The following is a 24157-nucleotide window of genomic DNA, read 5'->3' as shown; positions in this document are numbered from 1 at the left end:
TGTTGTGTCACCAAAAAGGGTTTCAAAATAAAATAATCAGGTCTGTAATTTACCTCTAGTAATAGACCGAATCAGGGGATATAGATTTTTGACACTATCTGTCATCAGCTACCGGTGCATCGTGCCCCGATTTCTACGAGAACCGGTATCACGGTGTATCATTTCGACAGCATCACCTAAGAAGCCGGAATATGCAGGATCTTCTGCATCAACTCAATGCGCTCCCTCCGCACAGATAGACCCGGACGCCCGGATGCACCTGTCCGGGAGAGGTGGATTCGGCACCCGCCATCCCTGCCTCATCATGATGTGTCCTGACAGTCTGTGAAAACGATTCAAAAAAAGATAAGGAGAGGATTTACCGGACCAGCTTCACCGCAGTGCCGTAGGCGAGGAGTTCGGCCGCCCCGGCGGTCGTCTGGGATGTCGCGAACCGGACGTTGACAACGGCGTCTGCCTCCAGCCGTTTTGCATCGTTTATCATCCGGTTGATGGATTCCCTCCGGGCATCGGAGAGCATATCGGTGTATTCCTGCAGTTCTCCCCCGACAACGCTTTTCAGGCCCGACATGATATCCTTGCCGAGGTGCTTTGCACGCACCGTGTTTCCCGAGACGATGCCGAGAATCTCGTATTCATGTCCGGGAATCTGTTCAGTTGTTGTTATAATCACGTATTATCACCTCATTTCAGGGCCTCGATACTCTCCTCTCTCCCCCGGAAGATGAACAGCGCTGCTCCGATAACGAGCAGCGGGATTCCATAGAAGAGGAAAAAGACAGGGATGACCGTTACCGAGAGAACGGTGAGCACCAGGCCCGCCGCAAGCAGCAGGGTTCCCCACAGGATCTGGCTCTGCATTGATTAGAAATCTATCAGCCCGGTAGATAAACATCTCTGAGAAGGATTACACATCAGGGATGCTGCCTTCCCCTTTCACCACAACGAGACAGGGAAATGGGGAGGGAACACTTGTTCCTGAGGTTACTTCACCCCGATAACATCCCTGATTTTCTGCTGCGTTTCAGAACCCCGGGTGCAGTAATAGGAGTACGCAAGCCCCATTTCACGCGACAGGGGGCAGGTGGAGCAGAGGCATTCAACCTCTTTTTCAATGCAGGGGCTCGCACCCAGTGTGCAGAAGGCAAACCCTTCGTTTCCTTCCGTCTCCCCTCCACAGGTCTGAAACGTCGGGCACATATCGCAGATGCACTGCTCCTTTCTCTTCTCCACAATCATCTCACGCTCCTCTGACGTCAGGTTCAGGGAACGCAGCATCATCTCAAAATAATCGCTTGGCATACCTCATCAACAGGAAGCACAATGGCAGTTGTATTATAAAAATGTAAGCCGCCCGGTGCTACCCAAACATAATGTGGCACAGGAGGATAGATGAATGAAACCAGCATCGGAGAGGGCAACAAAGATATTTTGATTTGATTTGGAGGTCTGCAAAAAAGGGGAGGTTTCATTCAGTTGAATTATACATCCATCGCAAGGTTATACACCGTTACGCCGGCATTTTCCAGAGGAGCGACCGTGACGACTCCTTCCTTAAAGGTAGTCCGATTGGACACAACCGCGACATCATAGCTGCCAATCGGCATATATGAAAACTCATGAGGAGTGGTAACACCGGTATACCGCCCCTTCAGATAGATCATGGTACCGGAGGGCTTGCTGTCGATATACAACGTGCCATAGGGATACTCCTTCAGGTCAAAACTAAATTCAGAATTGTCGGATTCACCGGTGTTTACAAACCGGATCTCCTTTTTCTCCGGATAATACCCACCCTTCGATACCTTCAGGATATGACTCCCTTCGGTGATATTGGCTATCGTGCATGGGGTCAGGATGCCGGTCTGGTGGCCGTCAACAGAGACTAACGCACCTGCGGGTTCGCTTGTGATGCTGATCGTTCCGGCGGTATCTCCGGCATCCGGAGAGAGAATATTCAGCACGCCATTCTCATCCTGGTGCCCGGTCGTGAAGGTATAATATGTCCCGTCTTTAACAACGGTGATAAATGTCCCGCTCTTTTCGAGATATACAGTTGACGGGAAGGAATATTCCGGATATTCACCTTCAATCATGAATGTGCAGTCCCTGAATTTCTTTGACTGGACGGTCACCGGCACTTTCTGCGAAACCACACAGGGCTCGAGTTTCACACAGGCATCCTCACCGGAGAATATTGAAACGGTCTGCTGCGCTGTCTTCACGGTATCGGAACGCTCAGTCACCATCACCTTATGCAAACCCTCTTTGAGCCCGTAGAAATATTCAGGAGTTGTTGCATCCGTCTTTACGCCATCAAGAGTTATGGGAAGATTGTCCGGATAGGAGGTGACATAGAGCCCGCCGGTGCCTTTCACGGCTTGTGCCGCTGCCGGGATTTCATCAGGAACGGCATCATACACAAGATCATCCGGATTTACCGGGGTTGCATCCGGGAGTGCCACCTCTGCCAATGGATTGGCAGCGGCAGACGGAAGGGATGACGGTTCTTCGGGAGCACCGGAGAACAGACCAGCAAAGAGACTGAAGATGTAGCCGATAATTCCGCCATCTTCCTGTTGACTGGTCTCATCAGATATGGTGGCGCCTGCAGAGGAATTGGCCTCCCATTCAGCCCCTGCGGTTTCGGATGGTGACGGAGCGGCCGGTTGTTCATCACCTATACCCGGAGCGGACGTCTCCGGGATATTTACATCTGCCCCGTTCCCGCCGAACACAAAGGAGAGTGTGGACTGCTGATCCATATGGATGGTGACATCTGCGGATTCAGGCTCATAGCCATCGTGATAGACGGTGACGGTATGGTTTCCGGATTCGATTCCGGAAATGAGAGAGTTGGTATGCCAGAGGGTGTCATTGCCATCGACAAAAATGTCAGCGCCCGTGGGCACAGATGAGACGAAGCAGGACCCGGACCCTTTTGTCAGGACAAAATGCTCTTCGGTGATGTAGCCGCCTTTCACCCGGATGGTCTTTGGTTCGGTTGGTGCATATTCACCATATTCAAGATAGACACGATAATCTCCCGCAGGAACATCCACAAAAGTGCCGTTTGTCTCCTTTCCGGAGTAGACATCGTCGATGTAAATTTTTGCCCCGGCCGGAACAGATGTGATGTTGAGATTACCAACCTGCGGCTTCCATGATCCCGGAGCAGAGAGTGAGTCATCAGAGTCATAGGAAATCTTTCCGGATGAGCCTCCTTCCCCTCCGCCCGAACCGACGATATCGACGACATAGCCGCTTGCGCCTTCTCCCACGATCATATTCGTCCAGGATATTCCCGCACCCTGGTTCGCCTGATTCTCATCGCACCAGCCATAGGTGTTGAATGCCACAAGACCGGAATCAAAATTTTCAATCGTGTATTCGACCTTCACCATTCCGTTGTCTGTCAGTCCTGTTATTCCGGAGTTCTCACCCAGATTTCCTACCTTTAAATCAACGAAATAAAGGTAAAACTCCTCATCACCCGACATATCCTGATCCCCGTATATCGGATAGTTCATCGGGTCATTGTTGCCTGCAGGCTTCCATTTCTGTGGCCCATAGCTCAGGGACGAGAGCGTAAAGGTCTGATCTATCGCCCCGGGAACATACTCCAGATCTTCTGCAACCGGAGGCTGATTGAGAACACCGGTGGGTATCCAACGGTATCCACTCGAACGGAGTTTCAGCGCGAAATTATCAGGAATCGGGTCCTCATCCTCCGCAGGTTTCCGGATGGCAATCATCAGCAGCACATCATTGAAAAAGCCCCTTCCTCCGGTATCGGAGATATAAAACACCCCGCTTTTCATTGATGTGGTGGTCAGCTGGCCATACCGGTCCGATGTGCTCGTCGTCATATGCAACGCGTTTAACCCTCCTCCATCGAATTTTATGTAATAACCGGCAGAATTTGCGGTATTGATGTTTACATGCATTGCCCCGGCAAGCGGATTTGAGGGCAAGTCCAAAGCAGATGCACACGGGATGGCGAGCATCGCAATAAGCAGGACGGCAACAATTCTGCCGAGTCCTGTGTTGTTTTTATGATTGGTTTTCATACGACACCTCAGATGAATACAAAATGCGTGAGAAGAATTACCAGAATTACAAAGAGCACAAGAATGATTACCGCCACACCATCATCTGCCCCGATAACGGGAGCCTGATAGATGGTCGGTTTTTGAGCAGTGCCATAACCCCTGCACTGCATCGCATCCGAAACCTGACCGGACCGGTTCAGCATGATCACGGTCATCGGAATGAATAACGAGAGCAGTTTATCAATCTTTGTTATGGATGAGCCCTGGTCAAACTCCAGCCCACGGGATTTCTGGGCCTCTATGACATTGTTTGCGTCCCGTGAGAGGGTAGTCGTTGAGGAAAGTGCATACCCCAGGGAAAACGAGATGATATGCGGGACCTTCATCCCCTGCAGACCCTTTACAAAATCGCTGTACTGCGTTGTCATGATAAAGAGGAATGAAAAGCCCGCGATAATGAGCAGGCGAGTCACCATGGAGATGGAGAAATACAGGCTCCCTTCCGTCGCATAGGCGTGGATAAACCCAATCTGCGCTGAGAAAAATTCAGCACCTGCACTCTGGTGGGAGAAAAACAGGTCAATTACAAAGACAAAGAGAATGAGCGGAAGAATGAGCCTGAGTGAATACAGCCACTTTTCGAATAACCCCGATACATAGGCAAGGGCCACGACACAGGCGAGTATCAGGCACATGACGAAGGGATTGGTTGTCAGAAATGACAGGATACTGAATACGACGAGCATGAGTAGTTTCGTTCGTGGATCCAGGGAATGGACAGGCGAATCTCCGGGAATGAACAAAATCCCCTTCTTTTTCTTCTGCCCCTTCGTACCAGCCATGATCTGTTCATGAATACTTCTCTCCCAGGGATAAAAATAGTTATTACATGCAGAAAGTTAACAACATTAACTAAACTATCTGGCACCTGCGCCATTTTGGCGGATCATGATACCGGAGAAAGAGAGTCCGGCATGCAATTCAGTTCAAAAAAAGAGTTAAAATTTATTTTTTACCGGATGACTTCTTCCAGTAGACGCCTCCACAGACGGCGATGATGGCAACCACGACAAGGATGACGATTGCTGTCGTATTGCCGGTTGTTGCCGCCGGTGCCGGTGTGTCTGCCGGGGACTGGTCACCCGCAGCGGGTGTGTTTCCGCCTGCAGCAGCCGGCTGTAAACCGTCTTCAGGTGATTCCGGTGCCGCAGATGCAATACCTTTCTCCGCCGAGATGGCAAAGAGGCTGAACGAGGGCGTGTCTGCGAAGAACGTATAGCAGGTGCCGTCCTCACCGCAGGCAACCGTGGAGAGGAGCACCCAGCTGTCGGTCGCTTCGTCGTAGTGGTACATCTTCACATCAGATGCACCAGCGCCGATGGAGTCGAGCCACTCCTTGTCAACACCAAACTTCAGCGTTGCCATCTCCATGCCGTCTTCCGGTGCAAGGTAGGAGGTAATTTCCACATACTGGTAGACCGCATTGGGTGCATTCCCGATGTTCGATGGTTTTGCAACCTGCTCTGCCGTCAGCATCATGGACGGAATGTTCGTGCCTGCTTTGACATCGATTTCGGTGATAGCGGTTCTCTTCATCATGAAGACACCGGTTTCTCCGGCATTGATGCCGTCACAGCGTGCGGTACTGATTGAGCTGGATACTCCGCCGGAAGAGGAAGACCCGGAGCCGGACGAGCTCCCTGGGGTGCTCGTGGCGGAGAGACCAAAAATGGACAGTCCGTTTGGTGACAGAGCCTCAAACAGATCCAGTTCGCCGTCGAATCCGAGATAGACGGTATTCAGGACTTCCATGGTGCCGTCTTCCGCGAAGCGGATGATCTTAACGCCGGCATATCCGCCGTTTGCGGCAACCCATGCCGGGCTGACGGCCATACGAATCGTCGCATCGGCGATGTCCTGTCCGTTGGCAAGATTCGTCTTGACGATATTCATTGTGTAGGCGACCGCATCGAGGTTCAGGCCGTCATTCGTGGCGGCAATCTGGAAGGCAGACTGGGCAGCGGCGGAGACGTTCTCTGAGATGGTGGTCTCCAGAGCAGCCCCTGAGGGGATGCCCGTGAGATTGACCATCAGCGAGGCGGTGACATTCCCAAGGGCGTCAAAGTTCGTCGAAACCGGTGTGGTGGTAAGGGAAATGCCCGATACCGTTCCGTTCGCCGTGCCATTTCCGACAGTGGGTGCACCCTCTGTTTCGATGATGAGGCTAAAGGTGTCTTCATCAATCTGGATGGCGTTCCCGTTGACGGTTGCATTGGTAGCGGTGAGGTTCACGATGACCTCACGCGTGCCGTCCCCTTTATCCGAGATGTTGCATCCGGGGACGTTGAGCGGGGAGTCACTCGTCTGGTCGCCGTGCGGCATTGTGACGGTGACCGTGGCAGTGCCTGAAACATCGCCATTTGAGGCGGTGATCGTGGTCTTCCCAGCCCCGTGGGCAGTGAAGATGCCGTTTGCATTCACGGTACCGATGGTGGAATCGGAGCTTGCCCATTCAAAGGAAGTCCCCGCCATCTCATTGCCATACTGATCGAAGGCAGTAGCGGTGAATGCAGTTTTCTGTCCTTTCTGCAGGGTGATCTCTGAGGGATCAAGGGTGATTGCAGTCAGGACAGCGGAATCACAGAGGGTATAGTTCGCGTACGGTGCGATCAGTGGATAGTTATCGACGTACGTTTTTGAGGTCGAGTAAACCCCGGCGACAAATGGTTCATCGCCGATACCATTCCCATCTGTATCAGTGCCGGTATAGTTCGTTCCCCAATAGTTGCCTGCAAGCGATGTTTCCATCTTTCCGTCATACAGGTAAGTGATCGGGGTAAGCGTGTTCCAGTTCTGATCATGGCCGTCTTCGGATACGAGGAGCGCATCGTTGCCGATGATATCATTGAGGTAGATATCACATGTTCCGCTGCCCTTCTTCAACGCAAATCCAGCTCCATTCTCTGCGATGGTGTTTTGGTAGATGGTATTGTCGTAGCTGTACAGCAGATAGACACCTGCGCCGCCGTTTGACATGATCACATTGTGGGCGACCGTTGTCTGGTCGGGATGATTGAGAATCAGGCCATAGTTCGTGTTGCTGCTGATGGTGTTGTTGGTGAAGACGGTGTTGTCTGCATAGTAAATCTTTACAGCTCCGTTATTCGCCACGTTGCTGGCAACATTTTCGGTGAAGAGGTTCTGTGTGACGGCATTGTAGTTCGCTACATGGGGCTGAGAGGTGCTCCCCCCATACCCGTTAATATAGAGACCCTGATCGTTTCCGGCGAGGGTGTTCCGGTCAATCGTATTCCTGTTCCCGCGATAGACATAGATACCATTGCTGTTTCTTGTGATGATGTTCTCCTGAATGGTGCAGTCATCGGCATTTACCAGATAGACACCGGATGTACCCAGGTTCTCACTGCCATCCGGGGTACCGGAAATCGAGAATCCACTGATGGTGACGTTGCCCGCTGAAACCTGAATGACCGCGGCTGTCGGATCGGCAGCGATGACGCCAGCATGTTCCGGACCATTCTCAGACTGGAGGGAAACGACCTTGCCGATCACGAGATTTTCGGTATATGAACCATCCCGGACAACGATCGTATCCCCGTCAAGAGCTGCGTCGATGGCCGCCTGAATCGTAGTGAAATCTCCTGCACCCGATGCATCTACGATGATGGTCATCGGTTCAGCTGTTCTGACGGTAACAGTGGCAGTTCCTTCAACCGTGCCGTTCATTGCAGTGATGGTTGTTGCACCGGGAGATAGGGCGGAGAAGAAGCCGGACTCATTAATGGTGCCGACCGTTTCATCGCTGATTGTCCAGGTAAATACGGTGTCTGCCATCTCATTGTCGTACTGGTCGAAAGCAGTGGCGGTGAAAAGGCATGTATCATTCTGCTTAAGGAAGGCGGTTGCCGGTTCGACGGTAATGGAAGTGACGACATTCTCACTCTTCCCCATCTGATAGCTCGCAAGAGGGGCAACAAGCGGGTATGCATCGGTGCTTCCGTCAGAGAGCGTGTAGGGTGTGTCACCGATACCGTTTCCGTCGGCATCAGTGCCGGTGTATCCCGGCCAGGTGTTGCCAAGATGCGAAGACCATCCCTTGCCGCTGTAGATGTAGTCAACAGAATCGGACGAGCTCCAGATGTTGTCAGAGGACGTGCCCTCGACGGTCACTATTCCCTTCGTGAAGGTGTTGTAATAGATCAGGTTATTACTCGAATTAATGAGCCAGAGCACCTTGTTCGTGGCTTTGTTGTTGATAAGAACGTCATTGCCGATGATGACAGTTTCCTCAGCCGTGTCAAGTTTGATGCCCTCGCGGCAGACGTTGAAGGTGTTGTTTATGACTGAGACGCCCTTTGCCCGGGTGATCTTAACCCCGAAATTTCCGTCGCCGTTGACACGATCGATGGTAAATCCTTCAACACTTGCCCCGTCGGCCGTTACCACAAACCCGCTGAAAGAACCCGGTGAGAGTATCGTTGTTGCAGCGCCGTTTTCGGAACGAATTGAGATGCTTCTGGTGACATTGATGCTCTCGGCGTAGGTGCCGTCACGGACGATGATCGCATCGCCGTCTGATGCAGCGTCAACCGCTGCCTGAATTGTGGTGAAATCAGCGCCGCCGTCATCGCCTACATAGTAGGTTGTTGAGGAAAAGATCACACCATCAGTATACATTCCCATGAGCGGGTAGCTGTCAACAGCAGCACTTACATAACACGGTGCATCTCCAATGCCATCATGATTCAAATCGGTAAGATCAAACGCTTCGCCGTAGTAATTGCCAATCCTGCCGGAGTATTGTATACCATCATAGACATAGTCAACTGGTTCAGATGAGTTTAAAGAATTCTGACTATTTGAAATATAGAATCCCTTATTTTCAACAAAATTATTTCCATAGATAACATTGCCCTCCGAATCGCCATCAAGGAGAATGCCATAGTAGTCGTTGTATGCAATGGTGTTGTTCAGGATAAGATTGTTGATTGCTCCCATGAATCTCAGGGCGACATCTCCATTCCTCATAATGATATTCCCGGAAACAACGTTGTCATGAATATCTGCCCCTGGTGTCATAAACTCCAGCTGACACCTGATACCATTCTTGGAATTATTGCAGCAAACATTCTCTCCAACATAATTCCCGTGAGAGCCCATAAGAATGATACCGTCGCTGTTGTTATTACAGGTATTTTTTGTGATGAGATTAGCCCCGTCGCAAATCTGGAGGTATATACCAGCACTGGAATCAGAAACGCTGTTGTTTGTGATCGTACAGCTTCCTGCCTCTCCAAGCAGATTAATTCCATATTTGGAGAGACCTCTGACACCAAATCCATCAATGGTAACAGATTTTGCAGATACCGTAAAACCACTGTAGTTCTTGTTTCCAGGAGTCACTACAGTCATGTCCGGGCCATTCTCCGAACGAAGGGTCAGCGCCTTTGTAATACTGACAGACTCGTTGTAGATGCCGTCACGGACGACAACATAATCCCCTTCTCCTGCAGCATCAACAGCCGCCTGGATAGTGATGAAATCAGCGCCGCCTGAATCATCAACATACCAGACGCGGCCCACGGTCAGGTCTGTTGATGCACTGGCACCTGCATAGGATGCAGTGATTGTGGTCGTTCCTGGTGCAGCAGCAGTGAAGACACCGTTCGCATCGATGGTTCCAACGGTTGTATTGCTGCTGATCCAGCTGAAGGTGGCGTCATCAATCAAAGCGCCTGCATTGTCAAATGCGGATGCACTGAAACTGAGGGTTTCCCCACCCTGTAATCCCGGCCTCAGGGGGCTGATAGTAACAGAGATACCTTCAGGCAGTTCTTCGGTGACATAGTCAACCTGCGAATTCACCAGCGGATACGCATCCACATTGCCGTCTGCAATGGTGTACGGTTCTTCACCAATACCATCACCGGTGGTGTCGCTGCCGGTATACCCGTTCCAGTGATTTCCGAGAACGCTTGTGTGAATGGCTCCGTCAATGCGGTATTTCACTGCAACCGGTGAGGACCAGACATTGCCCGTCGAGGTGCCCTCGACGGTAACGGCACCGAGGTTGAAGTCATTCTTGTAGATGAGGTTGTTGCTCGCATCAGCAAGCCAGAAGACATTGTTTGCCGCATTGTTGCTGACGGAGAGGATGTTGTTTGTGACCGTGTTGCCGGATGAAGACTCAATCTTCACACACTCACGGCAGTTCTGGACCGTGTTGTTGATGATGAGAGCACCGTCGGCACCATGCACATAGATGCCGTAGTTGCCCTTCCCGGTGACGGTGGTGATAGTGAAGCCGTCAATCGTAACATCAGCTGCGATGATGTCAAAGCCGCTGTCTTTCGCTACCGAGTACAGAGTGGTTACGGATGCGCCGTTCTCAGATCTGATGAGAAGACTCTTTGTCACATCTACGTTCTCCTGGTAGGTACCGTCGCGGACGATGATCGTATCGCCGTCAGCGGCAGCGTCGACTGCGGCCTGAATCGTGGTGAAGTCACCACTGCCGTCACCAGAGACATAGTAGGTCGTGCCCACAGGTACCGGACCATATACGGTGTAGGCATCGAGCTTTTGGATGAGCGGGTAGGCGTCGGTTACGTTTCCTGCAATGGTGTAGGCTTCATCACCGATGCCGTTTCCGTCTGCATCAGACCCGACATACCCGTTCCAGTAGTTGCCGGTGTATGACTGATAATCAGCCCCGTTGAATGCATACTGCATTTCAGTCGGGGAACTGAAGACATTTCCTGTGGAAGTGCCTTCAATGGTTACGGCACCCAGGTTGAATTCGTTGAGATAGATGACATTGTTGCTCGCATCGGCAAGCCAGAAGACATTGTTTGCCGCATTGTTGCTGACGGAAAGAATGTTGTTTGTTACCGTGTTGCCGGATGAAGACTCGATTTTTATGCACTCACGGCAGTTCTGGACGGTGTTGTTGGTAATGAGAGCGCCGTCTGCGCCATGCACGTAGATGCCGTAATTGCCTTTTCCGTTGACTGCCGTGACGGTGAACCCGTCAATCATGACATCAGCTGCGGTGATATCAAAGCCGCTGTCTTTCACTACTGAATACAGAGTGGTCACGGCTGAGCCGTTCTCTGATCTGATGACAAGACTCTTGGTGACATCCACGTTCTCCTGGTAGGTGCCATCACGGACGATGATCGTATCGCCGGCATTTGCCGCATCAACAGCCGCCTGGATGGTGGTGAAATCAGCGCTGCCGTCACCTGCAACATACCATGTCGCCGATTCGGGAGAGACGACGGTGACCGCAGACGTGCCCACGATACTGAGGCGGCTTGCCGTCACATCTGTCGTGCCCGGTGCGAGAGCAGTGAAGTTGCCGTTTTCGTCGATTGTTCCCACACCTTCGTTCGAACTTGCCCACAAGAAAGTCAGGCCGCTGATCACATTGTTCAGGGCGTCAAAGGCGGTGGCAGCGAAATGATATACATCACCGACGGCAACCTGCACAGTGGTTGGTTCAACCTCAATTCTGTCCGGTACCGGGCCGGAGACAGCTCCGACGACCGAGTAGCCACTTCCAGCCTTGCCAAGACCAAGGGCGTTTGACCATGCGATCATGTCATCGCCATTATTGGAGTTCTGACAGTAGGCATAGACATTGAAGGCTGCAAATGTTTCGAGATTTTCGAAGGTATACGTAATCCGCACCGCACCATTGTTCTCAAGGGCGGCGTTAGGTCGGAGGACACCTGCATTCAGGTCAATGAACATTACCTGGAAGGTGTTTTCCGTATCGCTCATGTTCTGGTCCGCATAGATCGGGTAGTCGAATCCGTTGCCGGTCGGCTTCCAGATCTGCGGTCCGTACCTGAAGTCTTCTTTGGTGAAGGTCTCGTTGAGGGCGACAGGCTGGTAGGTCACGTTTTCAAGCGCCGGTGCCTGGTTGCTCACGGGGTTAGGTGTCCATGTGTAGCCGTCGGCCTGCACACGAAGGCTGAAGTCATCCGGGATGGTGCCGTTCACGGCGAGCATCAGGAGGATCTCATCCTCATACCCCTTGCCGCCGGAATCGGTGGCATAGAAAGTGCCGGTCTGGTTCTCTGTGACCGTCACCTGACCAAAGTTTACCGTCGGGTCGGTGGAGATGTGCAGGGCATTGAGGCCACGGTCATAGCCCTCAAACCTGATGTTGTACGTGTTGTTTTCGAAGGCGTTGTATTTCACGCCGGCGTCGTTCGCCACTTTGAAGAAGACATTGTTATAGTCCGGAAGCGGCTGCGGACCGGACGGATCTCCGATGACCGTGATGTAGTCTGTCTTCACGTCGGAATCGCTGCCGGCAACATTCATGGCCGTGAGGTTCACGGTATAGATGCCCGCGGCAGTGTATATGTGGGTCGGATTCTGTTCGGTGCTGTCAATGACGCCGTCGTTCTCAAAGTCCCAGGCCCATGAGGTAGGAGTGCCGGTCGAGAGATCGGTGAACTGCACTGACAGTGGAGCGTCGCCGCTCGTCACATCAGTGGTGAAGTTCGCAGTCGGTGCAACAGGTTCCGGCCCTGTCCCTGAGAGATAGGTCTGCCAGCGGTCGACGAGCGGTGCGTTGTCAACCTGGTTGGCGCCAATGGTATACGCCGTGTCGATGACACCGTTGCCGTCGGCGTCATCGCCGGTGTAACTGCTGTGGTAGTTCCCGAGTGGGCCTGTGTAGTTCGTCCCCAGATAGGTGTAGCCGATGGATGAAATTTCCCACGCCATAGCCAGGGGTTTGGGATTGTTGGTGAACTGGAACAGGTCGGCCTTGTTATCAATGAAGTCATTGAGGAAGATAATGTTGTTGTCAAGCGTGCACCGCAGCCCTATTGCCGGCGCGGTATTGTTCACAAACATGTTCCGGGAGATGGTGACACCCGAGCACCCGTCGAACCGGGTTGCTGCATTCTGGGTTCCACCGTTCGCCTCGAAGGTATTGTTGGTAAACGTATGCCCGCTGCCGGTTACCAGCAAGAACCGGGTGGGATTGTTCTGGAATACATTGCCCTCCAGCCTGACGTTCTGGCCGGAGATGGCAATGGAATGCTGGCTGGAGAAACCGGTGAAGCTGCAGTGTGCTACCGTGCTCTCTGCACCGGAGACGCTGAATGATCCACTGGTGAACCCGATACCCTCGACGACCGTGCCGGCACCGGAGAAGGCAGCGCCGGTCGGCGTGACCGTCACCACGTCCGCACCTTCACCGGTGAGGGTGACCGTCTTTGCAAGAGGTGTGCTCAGGGCATACGACCCGGCGGAGACCAGGATGGTGTCCCCGTCGTTCAGCGACGGGCTGGCAAAGGCGGAGTCGAGATCGGTGAAGTCGCATCCGGACGCACCGACGGTCACGGTCTTGGGTGTCACTTCGGGGAAGTAGGTCTGCCAGCGGTCGACGAGCGGTGCGTTGTCGACCTGGTTGGTGCCAATGGTATACGCTGTATCAATTACGCCGTTGCCGTCGGCGTCATCGCCGGTGTAACTGCTGTGATAGTTCCCGAGCGGGCCGGTATACGGTGTCCCCAGATAGGTATAGTCGATGGATGAAATTTCCCACGCCATAGCCAGGGGTTTGGGATTGTTGGTGAACTGGAACAGGTCGGCCTTGTTGTCAATGAAGTCATTGAGGAAGATACTGTTGTTGTCGAGCGTACACCGCAGCCCAATTGCCGGCGCGGTGTTGTTCGCAAACGTGTTCCGGGTGATGGTGACACCCGAGCACCCGTCGAACCGGGTTGCTGCGTTCTGGGTTCCACCGTTCGCCTCGAAGGTGTTGTTGGTAAACGTATGGCCGCTGCCGGTTATCAGCATAAACCGGGTTGGATTGTTCTGGAATACATTGCCCTCCAGTGTGACGTTCTGGCCGGAGATGGCAATGGAGTGCTGACTGCTGAAACCGGTGAAGCTGCAGTGTGCTACCGTGCTCTCTGCACCGGAGACGCTGAATGATCCACTGGTGAACCCGATACCCTCGATGACCGTGCCGGCACCGGAGAAGGCAGCGCCGGTCGGCGTGACCGTCACCACGTCCGCACCTTCACCGGTGAGGGTGACCGTCTTTGCAAGAGGTGTGCTCAGGGCATACGACCCGGCGGAGACCAGGATGGTGTCCCCGTCGTTCAGCGACGGGCTGGCAAAGGCGGAGTCGAGATCGGTGAAGTCGCATCCGGACGCACCGACGGTCACGGTCTTGGGCAGCGGAGCGGTCACGGTGATGAGATCGGTCTTCACCACAGAGTCGCTGCCGGCGGAGTTGGTGACCGTCAGGTTCACCGAGTAGGTGCCTGCAGCGGTGTAGGTGCAGGTTGGATTCTGTTCCGTGCTGTCGATGACACCGTCGTTTTCAAAGTCCCAGGCCCACAAGGACGGATCGTCCAGGGAGGTATCGGTGAACTGAACTTCAAGCGGTGCGTCACCGGATACGGGATCCGCAGTAAAGTCTGCTGTGGGGATTACCGGGGGAATACCGATTACCTGATAGACACTGGCACCGGAATCGGCCACCTTGTTGGTCCATGAGATACCCTGACCCTGATTGGACTGGTTGCACCAGACGTAGGCGTTGAAGGCTGCAAAAGTCTCCAGGTTTTCGAGGGTATACTCGACTTTCACCCCACCGCAGTCAGTGAGATCGCTGCTGCTGGCAAGCCCGGTGGCCTTGCTGATGGGACCTGCCTTCAGGTCGATGAACATCAGCCGGAAGGAGTTGGTGGTGTCGCCGGTGTCCTGCCCATAGTAGATTGGATATGCCTTCGGGAGGTTATTTCCCGCGGGCTTCCAGGTCTGCGGCCCATAGATGAGGTCTTCTTTGGTGAAGGTCTCTTCCATGGTTCCATCGATGTGCTCGATGTTTTCAAGCAGAGGGAGGGTATTTACCACGGCAACCGGTTCCCAGACATACCCGCTCGCTCTCACGGTGAGAGCAAAGTCATCGGGGACTGTCCCGTTGACAGCGAACATCAGGATGGTGTTATCCGAGTAGCCACGGCCGCCGGTGTCAGTGATATAGAAGACACCGGACTGATCGTTGCTCGTCGTCACCTGTCCTGTGGGAACGGCGGTGTCTGTCGTCAGGTGGAGGGCATTGAGGCCTCCGCCGTCAAACTTCATGTAATAGGAGCCGTTCTCGCTGTCAGAGAATCGTGGTCCCAGATCATTGGACACATTCACATACACATGCAAACAGTCCGGTAATTCTTCGGCGCTCGCCGGTGCAATACCAATAAAAATGAAGAGCAGGAGCATCACGGCAATCCACCGCAGGCACCCGCCCGGTTCAGAGGTCAGTCGTTTCATAGATAATCGTCCCCTTTAATCCTGGGCCGGAGCTGAGTAAATTAAAGTAAATTAACACAAATTTACATGGCCAGGATATAAAGTGAAGATTGTTGATCTACGGAAAATATATATATTTTGATCCATAATCCCGCAGTCAATTAAATTAAATTAATATATATCACTTAGATTTCAAAGGTTACAAATTATCCGGCACACAAGGGGACAGATCACACAATCCTCATACGAGCAGAATAATTCAGAAATAAAAAAGGGAGAAAAATTTATTTCTTCCCGTTTGTCTTCTTCCGGGAGACAACACCGCATACGCTGAGGATTGCACAGAAGGCAGTGATGACCATCATAGTTGTGCTGCCGGTCTTCGCCGGTGTCGTCGGCTGAGCCTGTTCCGAAGTGTCTCCACTGACGACGGCAGTCGGTTCTGCGACATCCGCCGGTACTTCAGCGGCCGGAGCTGACTCGTCCGATTCGGCAGAGATTGCAAAGAGGCTAAACGATGGAGTGTCTGCAAAGAACGTATAGCAGGTCCCGTCTTCGCCGCAGGCAACCGTGGAGAGGAGGACCCAGCTGTCAGTCGCTTCATCGTAGTGGTACATCTTTACATCCGATACAGCAGCGCCGAGGGAGTCAAGCCAGTTTTTGTCGACACCAAACTTCAGCGTTGCCATCTCCATGCTGTCTTCCGGTGCAAGGTAGGAAGTGACCTCAACATACTGGTAGACCGCATTGGGTGCATCCCCGATGTTCGATGGCTTCGCAACCTTCTCTGCCGTAAGCATCATGGACGGAATGTTCATGCCTGCCTTGACATCGATTTCGGTGATGGCGGTCCGCTCCATCACGAAGACACCGGTTTCTCCGGCATTGATGCCGTCACAGCGTGCGGTACTGATTGAGCTGGATACCCCGCCGGATGAGGAGAATCCGGAGCCGGACGGTGCAACGGAAGGTACACTTGCGGCCGAGAGACCAAAGATGGACAATCCGTTTGGTGAGAATGCCTCAAACTGGTCCAGTTCACCATCGAATCCGAGATAGACAGTATTCAGGACTTCCATGGTGCCGTCCTCTGCGAAGCGGATGATCCTGACTGCACCGTATCCGCCGTTTGCAGCAACCCATGCCGGGCTGACAGACATACGGATCGTTGCATCGGAGATGTCCTGTCCGTTCGTGAGGTTCGTCTTGACGACGTTCATCGTGTAGGCGACCGCGTCCAGGTTCAGGCCGTCTGCCGTTGCAGCGATCTGGAACGCAGACTGAGCGGCGGCAGAGATGTTCGCTGAGATGGTAGTCTCCAGACCAGCTCCCGAGGGGATGCCCGTGAGATTGGCCATCAGCGAGGCGGTGACATTCCCAAGGGAGTCAAAGTTCGTCGAGACCGGGGTTGTGTTCAGGGAGATGCCTGCGACCGTTCCGTTCGCCGTGCCATTCCCGACAGTGGGGGCACCCTCTGTTTCGATGATGAGGGTAAACGTGTCTTCATCAATCCGGATGGCGTTTCCGTTGACGGTTGCGTTGGTAGCGGTGAGGTTCACGATGACCTCACGCGTGCCGTCCCCTTTATCCGAGATGTTGCATCCAGGGACATTGAGCGGGGAGTCACTCGTCTGGTCGCCGTGCGGCGGTGCCACCATGACCGTGGCCGTGCCGACCGCATCTCCGGCAGCGGCGCTGATAGTGGTCGTGCCGACCTTGCTGGCGGTGAAGTAACCGGTGGTATCGATTGTACCTACGCTGGTGTCGGATACTGTCCAGGTGAAAGTAGTGTCGGGCAGTTCATCACCAATCATATTAAAGGCGATTGCTGTGAATTGCTGAGTCTCACCGGGATTAAGATTCGCCATTGCGGGCGAGAGTGTAATTGTAAATGTCTCGGGGATATCACTTCTCAGCTTAATGAGGTCGATGTAGAACCCGCCACCATTGGTGGCTTTCCCCTTGAAGTAGTTCTCCACCTTCAGGGTGTGTAGACCGGGTTCGTACCCGGATATGTTATAGGAATACTTGTAAAACTGTTTCCTCGTGTAACTGGTTCTGAGCTGCTCTTTCTCCTCGCCATCAATGGAAATCGTGGTCGTGGACATGATACCGGCTCCGCTATCCAGACGGTCGATATACAGACGGAAACTCAGTTCTGTGCAGCCTTCTGGGAATTCAATCGTCCTTTCAGCCGAACTGTTTGCAGGGCAGGGCGCAACACCGATGCTGTGAGAACCCGTATAGAAAACCGAGTCTATGAGACCTGCATTGCTGAATGTCCACCCATCTGTTGATTCACAGGGGTCAACCCAGACTGTCTTGGCCGAGGTCTGATTCACGGTCACTTCTGCTGTGGCCTCAATATCGTAGGATTTTACCAAAACAGTCGCCTCACCAGGAGCGAGACCGGTAAAGGTGCCATCCAGTTCGTAGCCCTGTTCAAAGGTTCCGACGGTATCATTGTTGCTGCTCCACTCATACCCAATACCAGCCATCTCTTTTCCGTTCTGGTCACAGACCGTTACGGTAAACTTTATCACTCCCTCTTCAGGGATGACATATGATGGCTCACTGAATTCGATGCTCGTTGGTACAGGGATACCGTCGCAGGAACCACCATAATAGGCGGGCACAGGCATCATAAGCGGGGCGTTATCGAAAACACCGGTATAGAGTGTCACCGCTGAATCAGCGATTCCGTTTCCATCCGCATCCTCCACCAGGAAGGCTCCTCCCCAGTAGTTGCCGATAAGACCTGTACAGGTGGCACCATTGTACAGATAGGTAACGGGTTCCGGAGAGTTCCAGAGATTATCCCATTGCGGATTAACCGAAAAGAGCTCGGTGTTGTTGACAATGGTATTTGCATAAATCTCATTGTTCATCCTCATGTTCCGAATGGCATAGTCATTCTCGCGGATGGTGTTATTTGTGATCTGAGATCCCGACGCAGATGGAAGGTCCAGTCCGTAAACATTGCCGGTAAACAGGTTGCCAGACACGATGTTCCCGGAAGTTTGGCTGGGTGATGACGCAAATAGGTAAATACCCATCTGATTGCCTGAGATTATGTTGTTTCTGATGAAACAGTTACTGGAACGATCAAAATACACCCCGTATTTGCAATGACCATACAGGGTGTTGTTCTCTATCAGGATTCCGCTGCCGTCGCGCACCCAGATACCAAAATCAAGGCCTGAAACTCCTGAACAGATATTGTCAGAGAAAATACAGTCCGAGTAGCCATCACAGAATATGCCTGAATTTGTGCCTGTGAGAGTAAACCCTGAGATAGTCGTCCCGTCTGCCTGAACAGTGAAAACAGCGGCATAGCCACCTGAGGTGACGCAATGCACAACAGTATTTTCAGGACCATTTTCCGATCTGATGAACACAGATTTTGTGACATTGACAGACTCGTTGTAGGTGCCGTCACGGACGATGATCGTGTCGCCGTCAGCGGCAGTGTCAATGGCCGCCTGGATAGTGGTGAAGTTCGCTTCGCCAGAGGCGTCTACATACCATGTCTGCGATGCACCGGGATTCACGACAATCAGGTCCACCCTGATTTCAGAGTCGCTGCCTGCTTCGTTCACAACGGTGAGATTCACCGAATAGGTTCCCGCGGTCGTGTAGAGATGTGTTGGGTTCTGCTCGGTGCTGTCGACAACGCCGTCGTTCTCAAAGTCCCAGGCCCAGGAGGTCGGAGAGTTGGTCGAGACGTCGGTAAACTGTACCGAAAGCGGAGCAGTTCCTTCCGTCACATCTGCGGTGAAGTTCGCGGTCGGTGCAACGGGTTCCACAGGCTCCGGCTCAGAACCCGGGAAGTAGGTCTGCCAGCGGCCGACAAGCGGTGCGTTGTCGACCTGATTGGCGCCAATAGTATACACCGTGTCTATGACACCGTTGCCATCGGCGTCATCGCCGGTGTAGCTGCTGTGGTAGTTCCCGAGGGGGCCGGTATACTGGGTCCCCAGATAGGTGTAGTCAATGGATAAAATTTCCCAGGCCATGGCCAGGGGTTTTGGGTTGTTGGTGAACTGGAACAAGTCGGCCTTGTTGTCAATGAAGTTATTGAGGAAGACTTGGTTGTCGTCAACCGTACACCGCAGCCCCAGTGCCGGTGCGGTATTGTTCGCAAACGTATTCCGGGCGATGGTGAGACCCGAGCACCCGTCAAACCGGGTTGCTGCATTCTGGGTTCCGCCGTTCGCCTCGAAGGTATTGTTAGTAATAGTATGGCCGTTGCCGGTTACCCACATGAACCGGGTTGGATTGTTCTCGAATACATTGCCATCCAGCGTGACGTTCTGGCCGGAAATGTAAATGGATTGCGAACTGGAGAAGCCACTGAAGCTGCAGTGCGCCACTGTGCTCTCTGCACCGGAGACGCTAAACGTTCCACTGGTGAATCCGATCCCCTCGATGACAGTGCCGGCACCGGAGAATATAGCACCTATCGGGGTGACGGCCACTACGTCCGCACCTTCACCGCTGAGGGTGACCGTCTTTGCAAGAGGTGTGCTCAGGGCATACGACCCGGCGGAGACCAGGATGGTGTCGCCGTCGTTCAGCAACGGGCTGGCAAAGGCTGAGTCGAGATCGGTGAAGTCGCATCCGGACGCACCGACGGTCACGGTCTTTGATGCCGGTGCATCGGGGAAGTAGGTCTGCCAGCGGTTGACGAGCGGTGCGTTGTCGACCTGGTTGGTGCCAATAGTATACGCCGCATCGATTACACCATTGCCGTCGGCGTCATCGCCGGTGTAACTGCTGTGATAGTTCCCGAGCGGACCGGTGTAAGATGTTCCCAGATGGGTATAGTCGATGGATGAAATTTCCCACGCCATAGCCAGGGGTTTGGGATTGTTGGTGAACTGGAACAGGTCGGCCTTGTTGTCAATGAAGTCATTGAGGAAGATCCGGTTGTCGTCAACCGTACACCGCAGCCCCAGTGCCGGTGCGGTATTGTTCGCAAACGTATTCCGGGCGATGGTGAGACCCGAGCACCCGTCAAACCGGGTTGCTGCATTCTGGGTTCCGCCGTTCGCCTCGAAGGTATTGTTGGTAATAGTATGGCCGTTGCCGGTTACCCACATGAACCGGGTTGGATTGTTTTCGAATACATTGCCATCCAGCGTGACGTTCTGGCCGGAAATGTAAATGGATTGCGAACTGGAGAAGCCACTGAAGCTGCAGTGCGCTACTGTGCTTTCTGCACCGGAGACGCTAAACGTTCCACTGGTGAATCCGATCCCCTCGATGGCAGTGCCGGCACCGGAGAAGGCAGCCCCGGTCGGCGTGACCGTCACAACGTCCGCACCTTCACCGGTGAGGGTGACCGTCTTTGCAAGAGGTGTGCTCAGGGCATACGACCCGGCGGAGACCAGAATGGTGTCCCCGTCGTTCAGCGACGGGCTGGCAAAGGCAGAGTCGAGATCGGTGAAGTCGCATCCGGACGCACCGACGGTCACGGTCTTGGGTTGCGGAGCGGTCACGGTGATGAAGTCGATCTTCACCTCAGAATCGCTGCCGGCGGTATTGGTGACCGTCAGGTTCACCGAGTAGGTGCCTGCAACGGTGTAGGTGTAGGTTGCATTCTGCTCCGTGCTGTCAACAACGCCGTCGTTTTCAAAGTCCCAAGCCCATGAGGCGGGGCTGTCAATGGAGGTATCACCGAATGCAACGGACAGAGGCACGATGCCAGTGGTTACATTTGCTGTGAAGTCTGCGGTCGGTGCCAGTGTTTCGGGGAAGTAGGTCTCCCAGCTGCCGACAAGCGGTGCGTTGTCGACCTGATTGGCGCCAATAGTATACGCCGTGTCTATGACACCGTTGCCATCGGCGTCATCGCCGGTGTAACTGCTGTGGTAGTTCCCGAGGGGGCCGGTGTACTGGGTCCCCAGATAGGTGTAGTCAATGGATGAAATTTCCCACGCCATAGCCAGGGGTTTTGGGGTGTTGGTGAACTGGAACAGGTCGGCCTTGTTGTCAATGAAGTCATTGAGGAAGATCCGGTTGTCGTCAACCGTACACCGCAGCCCCAGTGCCGGTGCGGTATTGTTCGCAAACGTATTCAGGGCGATGGTGAGACCCGAGCACCCGTCAAACCGGGTTGCTGCATTCTGGGTTCCGCCGTTCGCCTCGAAGGTATTGTTGGTAATAGTATGGCCGTTGCCGGTTACCCACATGAACCGGGTTGGATTGTTTTCGAATACATTGCCATCCAGCGTGACGTTCTGGCCGGAAATGTAAATGGATTGCGAACTGGAGAAGCCACTGAAGCTGCAGTGCGCCACTGTGCTTTCTGCACCGGAGACGCTAAACGTTCCACTGGTGAATCCGATCCCCTCGATGGCAGTGCCGGCACCGGAGAAGGCAGCCCCGGTCGGCGTGACCGTCACAACGTCCGCACCTTCACCGGTGAGGGTGACCGTCTTTGCAAGAGGTGTGCTCAGGGCATACGACCCGGCGGAGACCAGAATCGTGTCGCCATCTTTCAGGAACGGATTGGCGAAGGCCGTGTCGAGATCGGTGAAGTCACCGCTTCCGCTGCCATCTACATACCATGTCGACGGTTCGGCTGATACGACGGTGACCACCGACGTGCCTACGATACTGAGGCGACTTGCCGTCACGTTTGTCGTGCCTTGTGCGATGGCGGTGAAGTTGCCGCTTTCGTCAATTGTTCCCACACCTTCGTTCGAGCTTGCCCACAAGAAAGTCAGGCCGCGGATCACGGTATTGAGGGCGTCATAGGCAGTCGCGGCGAAATGATACACATCACCGACGGCAACCTGCACCGTGGTTGGTTCGACCTCAATTCTGTCCGGTACCGGGCCGGAGACAGCTCCGATGACCGAGTAGCCGCTTCCAGCCTTGCCAAGACCAAGGGCGTTTGACCATGCGATCATATCATCGCCATTATTGGAGTTTTGGCAGTAGGCATAGACATTGAAGGCCGCAAATGTCTCAAGGTTTTCGAAGGTATACGTAATCCGCACCGCACCATTGTTCTCAAGGGCGGCGTTAGGCCGGAGGACACCTGCATTCAGGTCAATGAACATTACCTGGAAGGTGTTTTCCGTATGGCTCATGTTCTGGTCTGCATAGATCGGGTAGTCGAATCCGTTGCCGGTCGGCTTCCAGATCTGCGGTCCGTACCTGAAGTCCTCCTTGGTAAAAGTCTCGTCGAGGGCGACAGGCTGGTAGGTCACGTTGTCAAGAGGCGGTGCCTGGTTGCTCACGGGATTTGGCGTCCACGTGTAGCCGTCGGCCTGCACACGAAGGCTGAAGTCATCCGGGATGGTGCCGTTCACGGCGAGCATCAGGAGGATCTCGTCCTCATACCCTTTGCCGCCGGAATCGGTGGCATAGAAGGTCCCGGTCTGGTTCTCTGAAACTGTTACCTGACCGAAGTTTACGGTCGGGTCGGTGGAGATGTGCAGGGCATTGAGGCCACGGTCATAGCCCTCAAACCTGATGTTATAAGTGTTGTTTTCGAAGGCGTTGTATTTCACGCCGCCATCGTTCGCCACTTTGACAAAGATGTTGTTGTAGTCAGGGAGGAGCTGCGGGCCGGAAGGCTTTGCGATGACGGTGACTAACGCTTCCCCTTCGATACTTTCGTTTATCGCGGTGATGGTGGTCGTGCCTGCAGTGAGGGCGGTGAAGTATCCCGTCTCACTTACCGTGCCGACGGTCTCGTCCGAACTCGTCCACTCGAATTCTATGCCAGACATCGTACGGTCATTCTGGTCGAGGGCGATTGCCGTGAACTGCTGCCCTTCACCCTCGGTGATCTCTGCTGTCTCAGGGGAGACGGAAATGGAGGTCAGTTCCGGAGGAATACCGATTACCTGATAGACACTGGCACCAGAATCGGCCACCTTGTTGGTCCATGAGATGCCCTGACCCTGATTGGACTGGTTGCACCAGACATAGGCATTGAATGCTGCGAAGGTCTCCAGGTTTTCGAGTGTATACTCGACTTTCACCCCGCCGCAGTCAGTGAGATCACTACTGCTGGCAAGCCCGGTGGCCTTGCTGATGGGACCTGCCTTCAGGTCAATAAACATCAGCTGGAAGGGATTTCCGGTATCGCTGGTGTCCTGCTCAAAGTAGATCGGATATGCCTTCGGGAGGTTATTTCCCGCTGGTTTCCAGGTCTGCGGCCCATAGATGAGGTCTTCTTTGGTGAAGGTCTCTTCCATGGTGCCATCGATATGCTCGATGTTGTCAAGCAGAGGGAGGGTATTTACCACGGCAACCGGTTCCCAGACATAGCCGCTCGCCCTGACGGTAAGAGCAAAGTCATCGGGAACAGTCCCGTTGACGGCGAACATCAGGATGGTGTTGTCCGAGTAGCCACGGCCGCCGGTGTCGGTGATATAAAAGACACCAGACTGATCGTTGCTCGTCGTCACCTGTCCTGTGGGAACGGCGGTGTCTGTCGTCAGGTGGAGGGCATTGAGGCCTCCACCGTCAAACTTCATGTAATAGGAACCGTTATCGCTGTCAGAGAATCGCGGTCCCAGATCATTGGACACATTCACATAGACATGCAAACAGTCCGGTAATTCTTCGGCGCTTGCCGGTGCAATACCAATAAAAATGAAGAGCAGGAGCATTACGGCAATCCACCGCAGGCACCCGCCCGGTTCAGAGTTCAGTCTTTTCATACGTAATCGTCCTCTTTAATCACGGTTGAAGCCATGTTAACACAATATAATTAACAATTTTTTTAATTTCCGAGATATAAAGTGAAAGTTGTTGATCAGATACACATAAAT

The 24157-nt window shown here is 53.5% G+C and carries 7 protein-coding genes; all 7 read right to left on the bottom strand.

The window, feature by feature from the left end; translation table 11 throughout:
- Positions 1-358 precede the first annotated feature (358 nt).
- Positions 359-673, bottom strand: coding sequence for a YbjQ family protein (locus L1S32_RS11990; protein ID WP_278155333.1), 315 nt, complete (start codon positions 671-673; stop codon positions 359-361).
- A gap of 11 nt (positions 674-684) precedes the next feature.
- Positions 685-861, bottom strand: coding sequence for a hypothetical protein (locus L1S32_RS11985; protein WP_278155332.1), 177 nt, complete (start codon positions 859-861; stop codon positions 685-687).
- 123 nt (positions 862-984) lie between these two features.
- Positions 985-1302 (bottom strand): DUF2769 domain-containing protein, encoded by a 318-nt coding sequence (locus tag L1S32_RS11980; protein ID WP_278155331.1) that lies wholly within the window; start codon positions 1300-1302, stop codon positions 985-987.
- A 179-nt stretch (positions 1303-1481) separates the two neighbouring features.
- Entirely contained in the window at positions 1482-4070 is a 2589-nt protein-coding gene (locus tag L1S32_RS11975; RefSeq protein ID WP_278155330.1) for a PEGA domain-containing protein, read from the bottom strand.
- Positions 4071-4078: 8 nt separating this feature from the next.
- Entirely contained in the window at positions 4079-4894 is an 816-nt protein-coding gene (locus L1S32_RS11970; RefSeq protein WP_278155329.1) for an energy-coupling factor transporter transmembrane component T, read from the bottom strand.
- A gap of 163 nt (positions 4895-5057) precedes the next feature.
- The gene (locus L1S32_RS11965; RefSeq protein ID WP_278155328.1) at positions 5058-15383 is read right to left on the bottom strand and encodes a NosD domain-containing protein; all 10326 of its coding nucleotides are present in this window, start codon (positions 15381-15383) and stop codon (positions 5058-5060) included.
- Positions 15384-15646: 263 nt separating this feature from the next.
- Positions 15647-24046: a NosD domain-containing protein gene (locus L1S32_RS11960; RefSeq protein ID WP_278155327.1), complete on the bottom strand. Its 8400-nt coding sequence runs from the start codon at positions 24044-24046 to the stop codon at positions 15647-15649.
- Positions 24047-24157 lie beyond the last annotated feature (111 nt).

It is taken from the genome of Methanogenium sp. S4BF (assembly GCF_029633965.1).
In the GTDB taxonomy this organism is placed as follows: domain Archaea; phylum Halobacteriota; class Methanomicrobia; order Methanomicrobiales; family Methanomicrobiaceae; genus Methanogenium.
This window is presented reverse-complemented; position numbering and strand designations above follow the sequence as displayed.

What these genes read in the sequence shown, in the direction of transcription:
- L1S32_RS11985 (WP_278155332.1), bottom strand. Translation starts at nt 861, where the DNA reads ATGCAGAGCCAGATCCTGTGGGGAACCCTGCTGCTTGCGGCGGGCCTG.
- L1S32_RS11980 (WP_278155331.1), bottom strand. Translation starts at nt 1,302, where the DNA reads ATGCCAAGCGATTATTTTGAGATGATGCTGCGTTCCCTGAACCTGACG.
- L1S32_RS11975 (WP_278155330.1), bottom strand. Translation starts at nt 4,070, where the DNA reads ATGAAAACCAATCATAAAAACAACACAGGACTCGGCAGAATTGTTGCC.
- L1S32_RS11970 (WP_278155329.1), bottom strand. Translation starts at nt 4,894, where the DNA reads ATGGCTGGTACGAAGGGGCAGAAGAAAAAGAAGGGGATTTTGTTCATT.
- L1S32_RS11965 (WP_278155328.1), bottom strand. Translation starts at nt 15,383, where the DNA reads ATGAAACGACTGACCTCTGAACCGGGCGGGTGCCTGCGGTGGATTGCC.
- L1S32_RS11960 (WP_278155327.1), bottom strand. Translation starts at nt 24,046, where the DNA reads ATGAAAAGACTGAACTCTGAACCGGGCGGGTGCCTGCGGTGGATTGCC.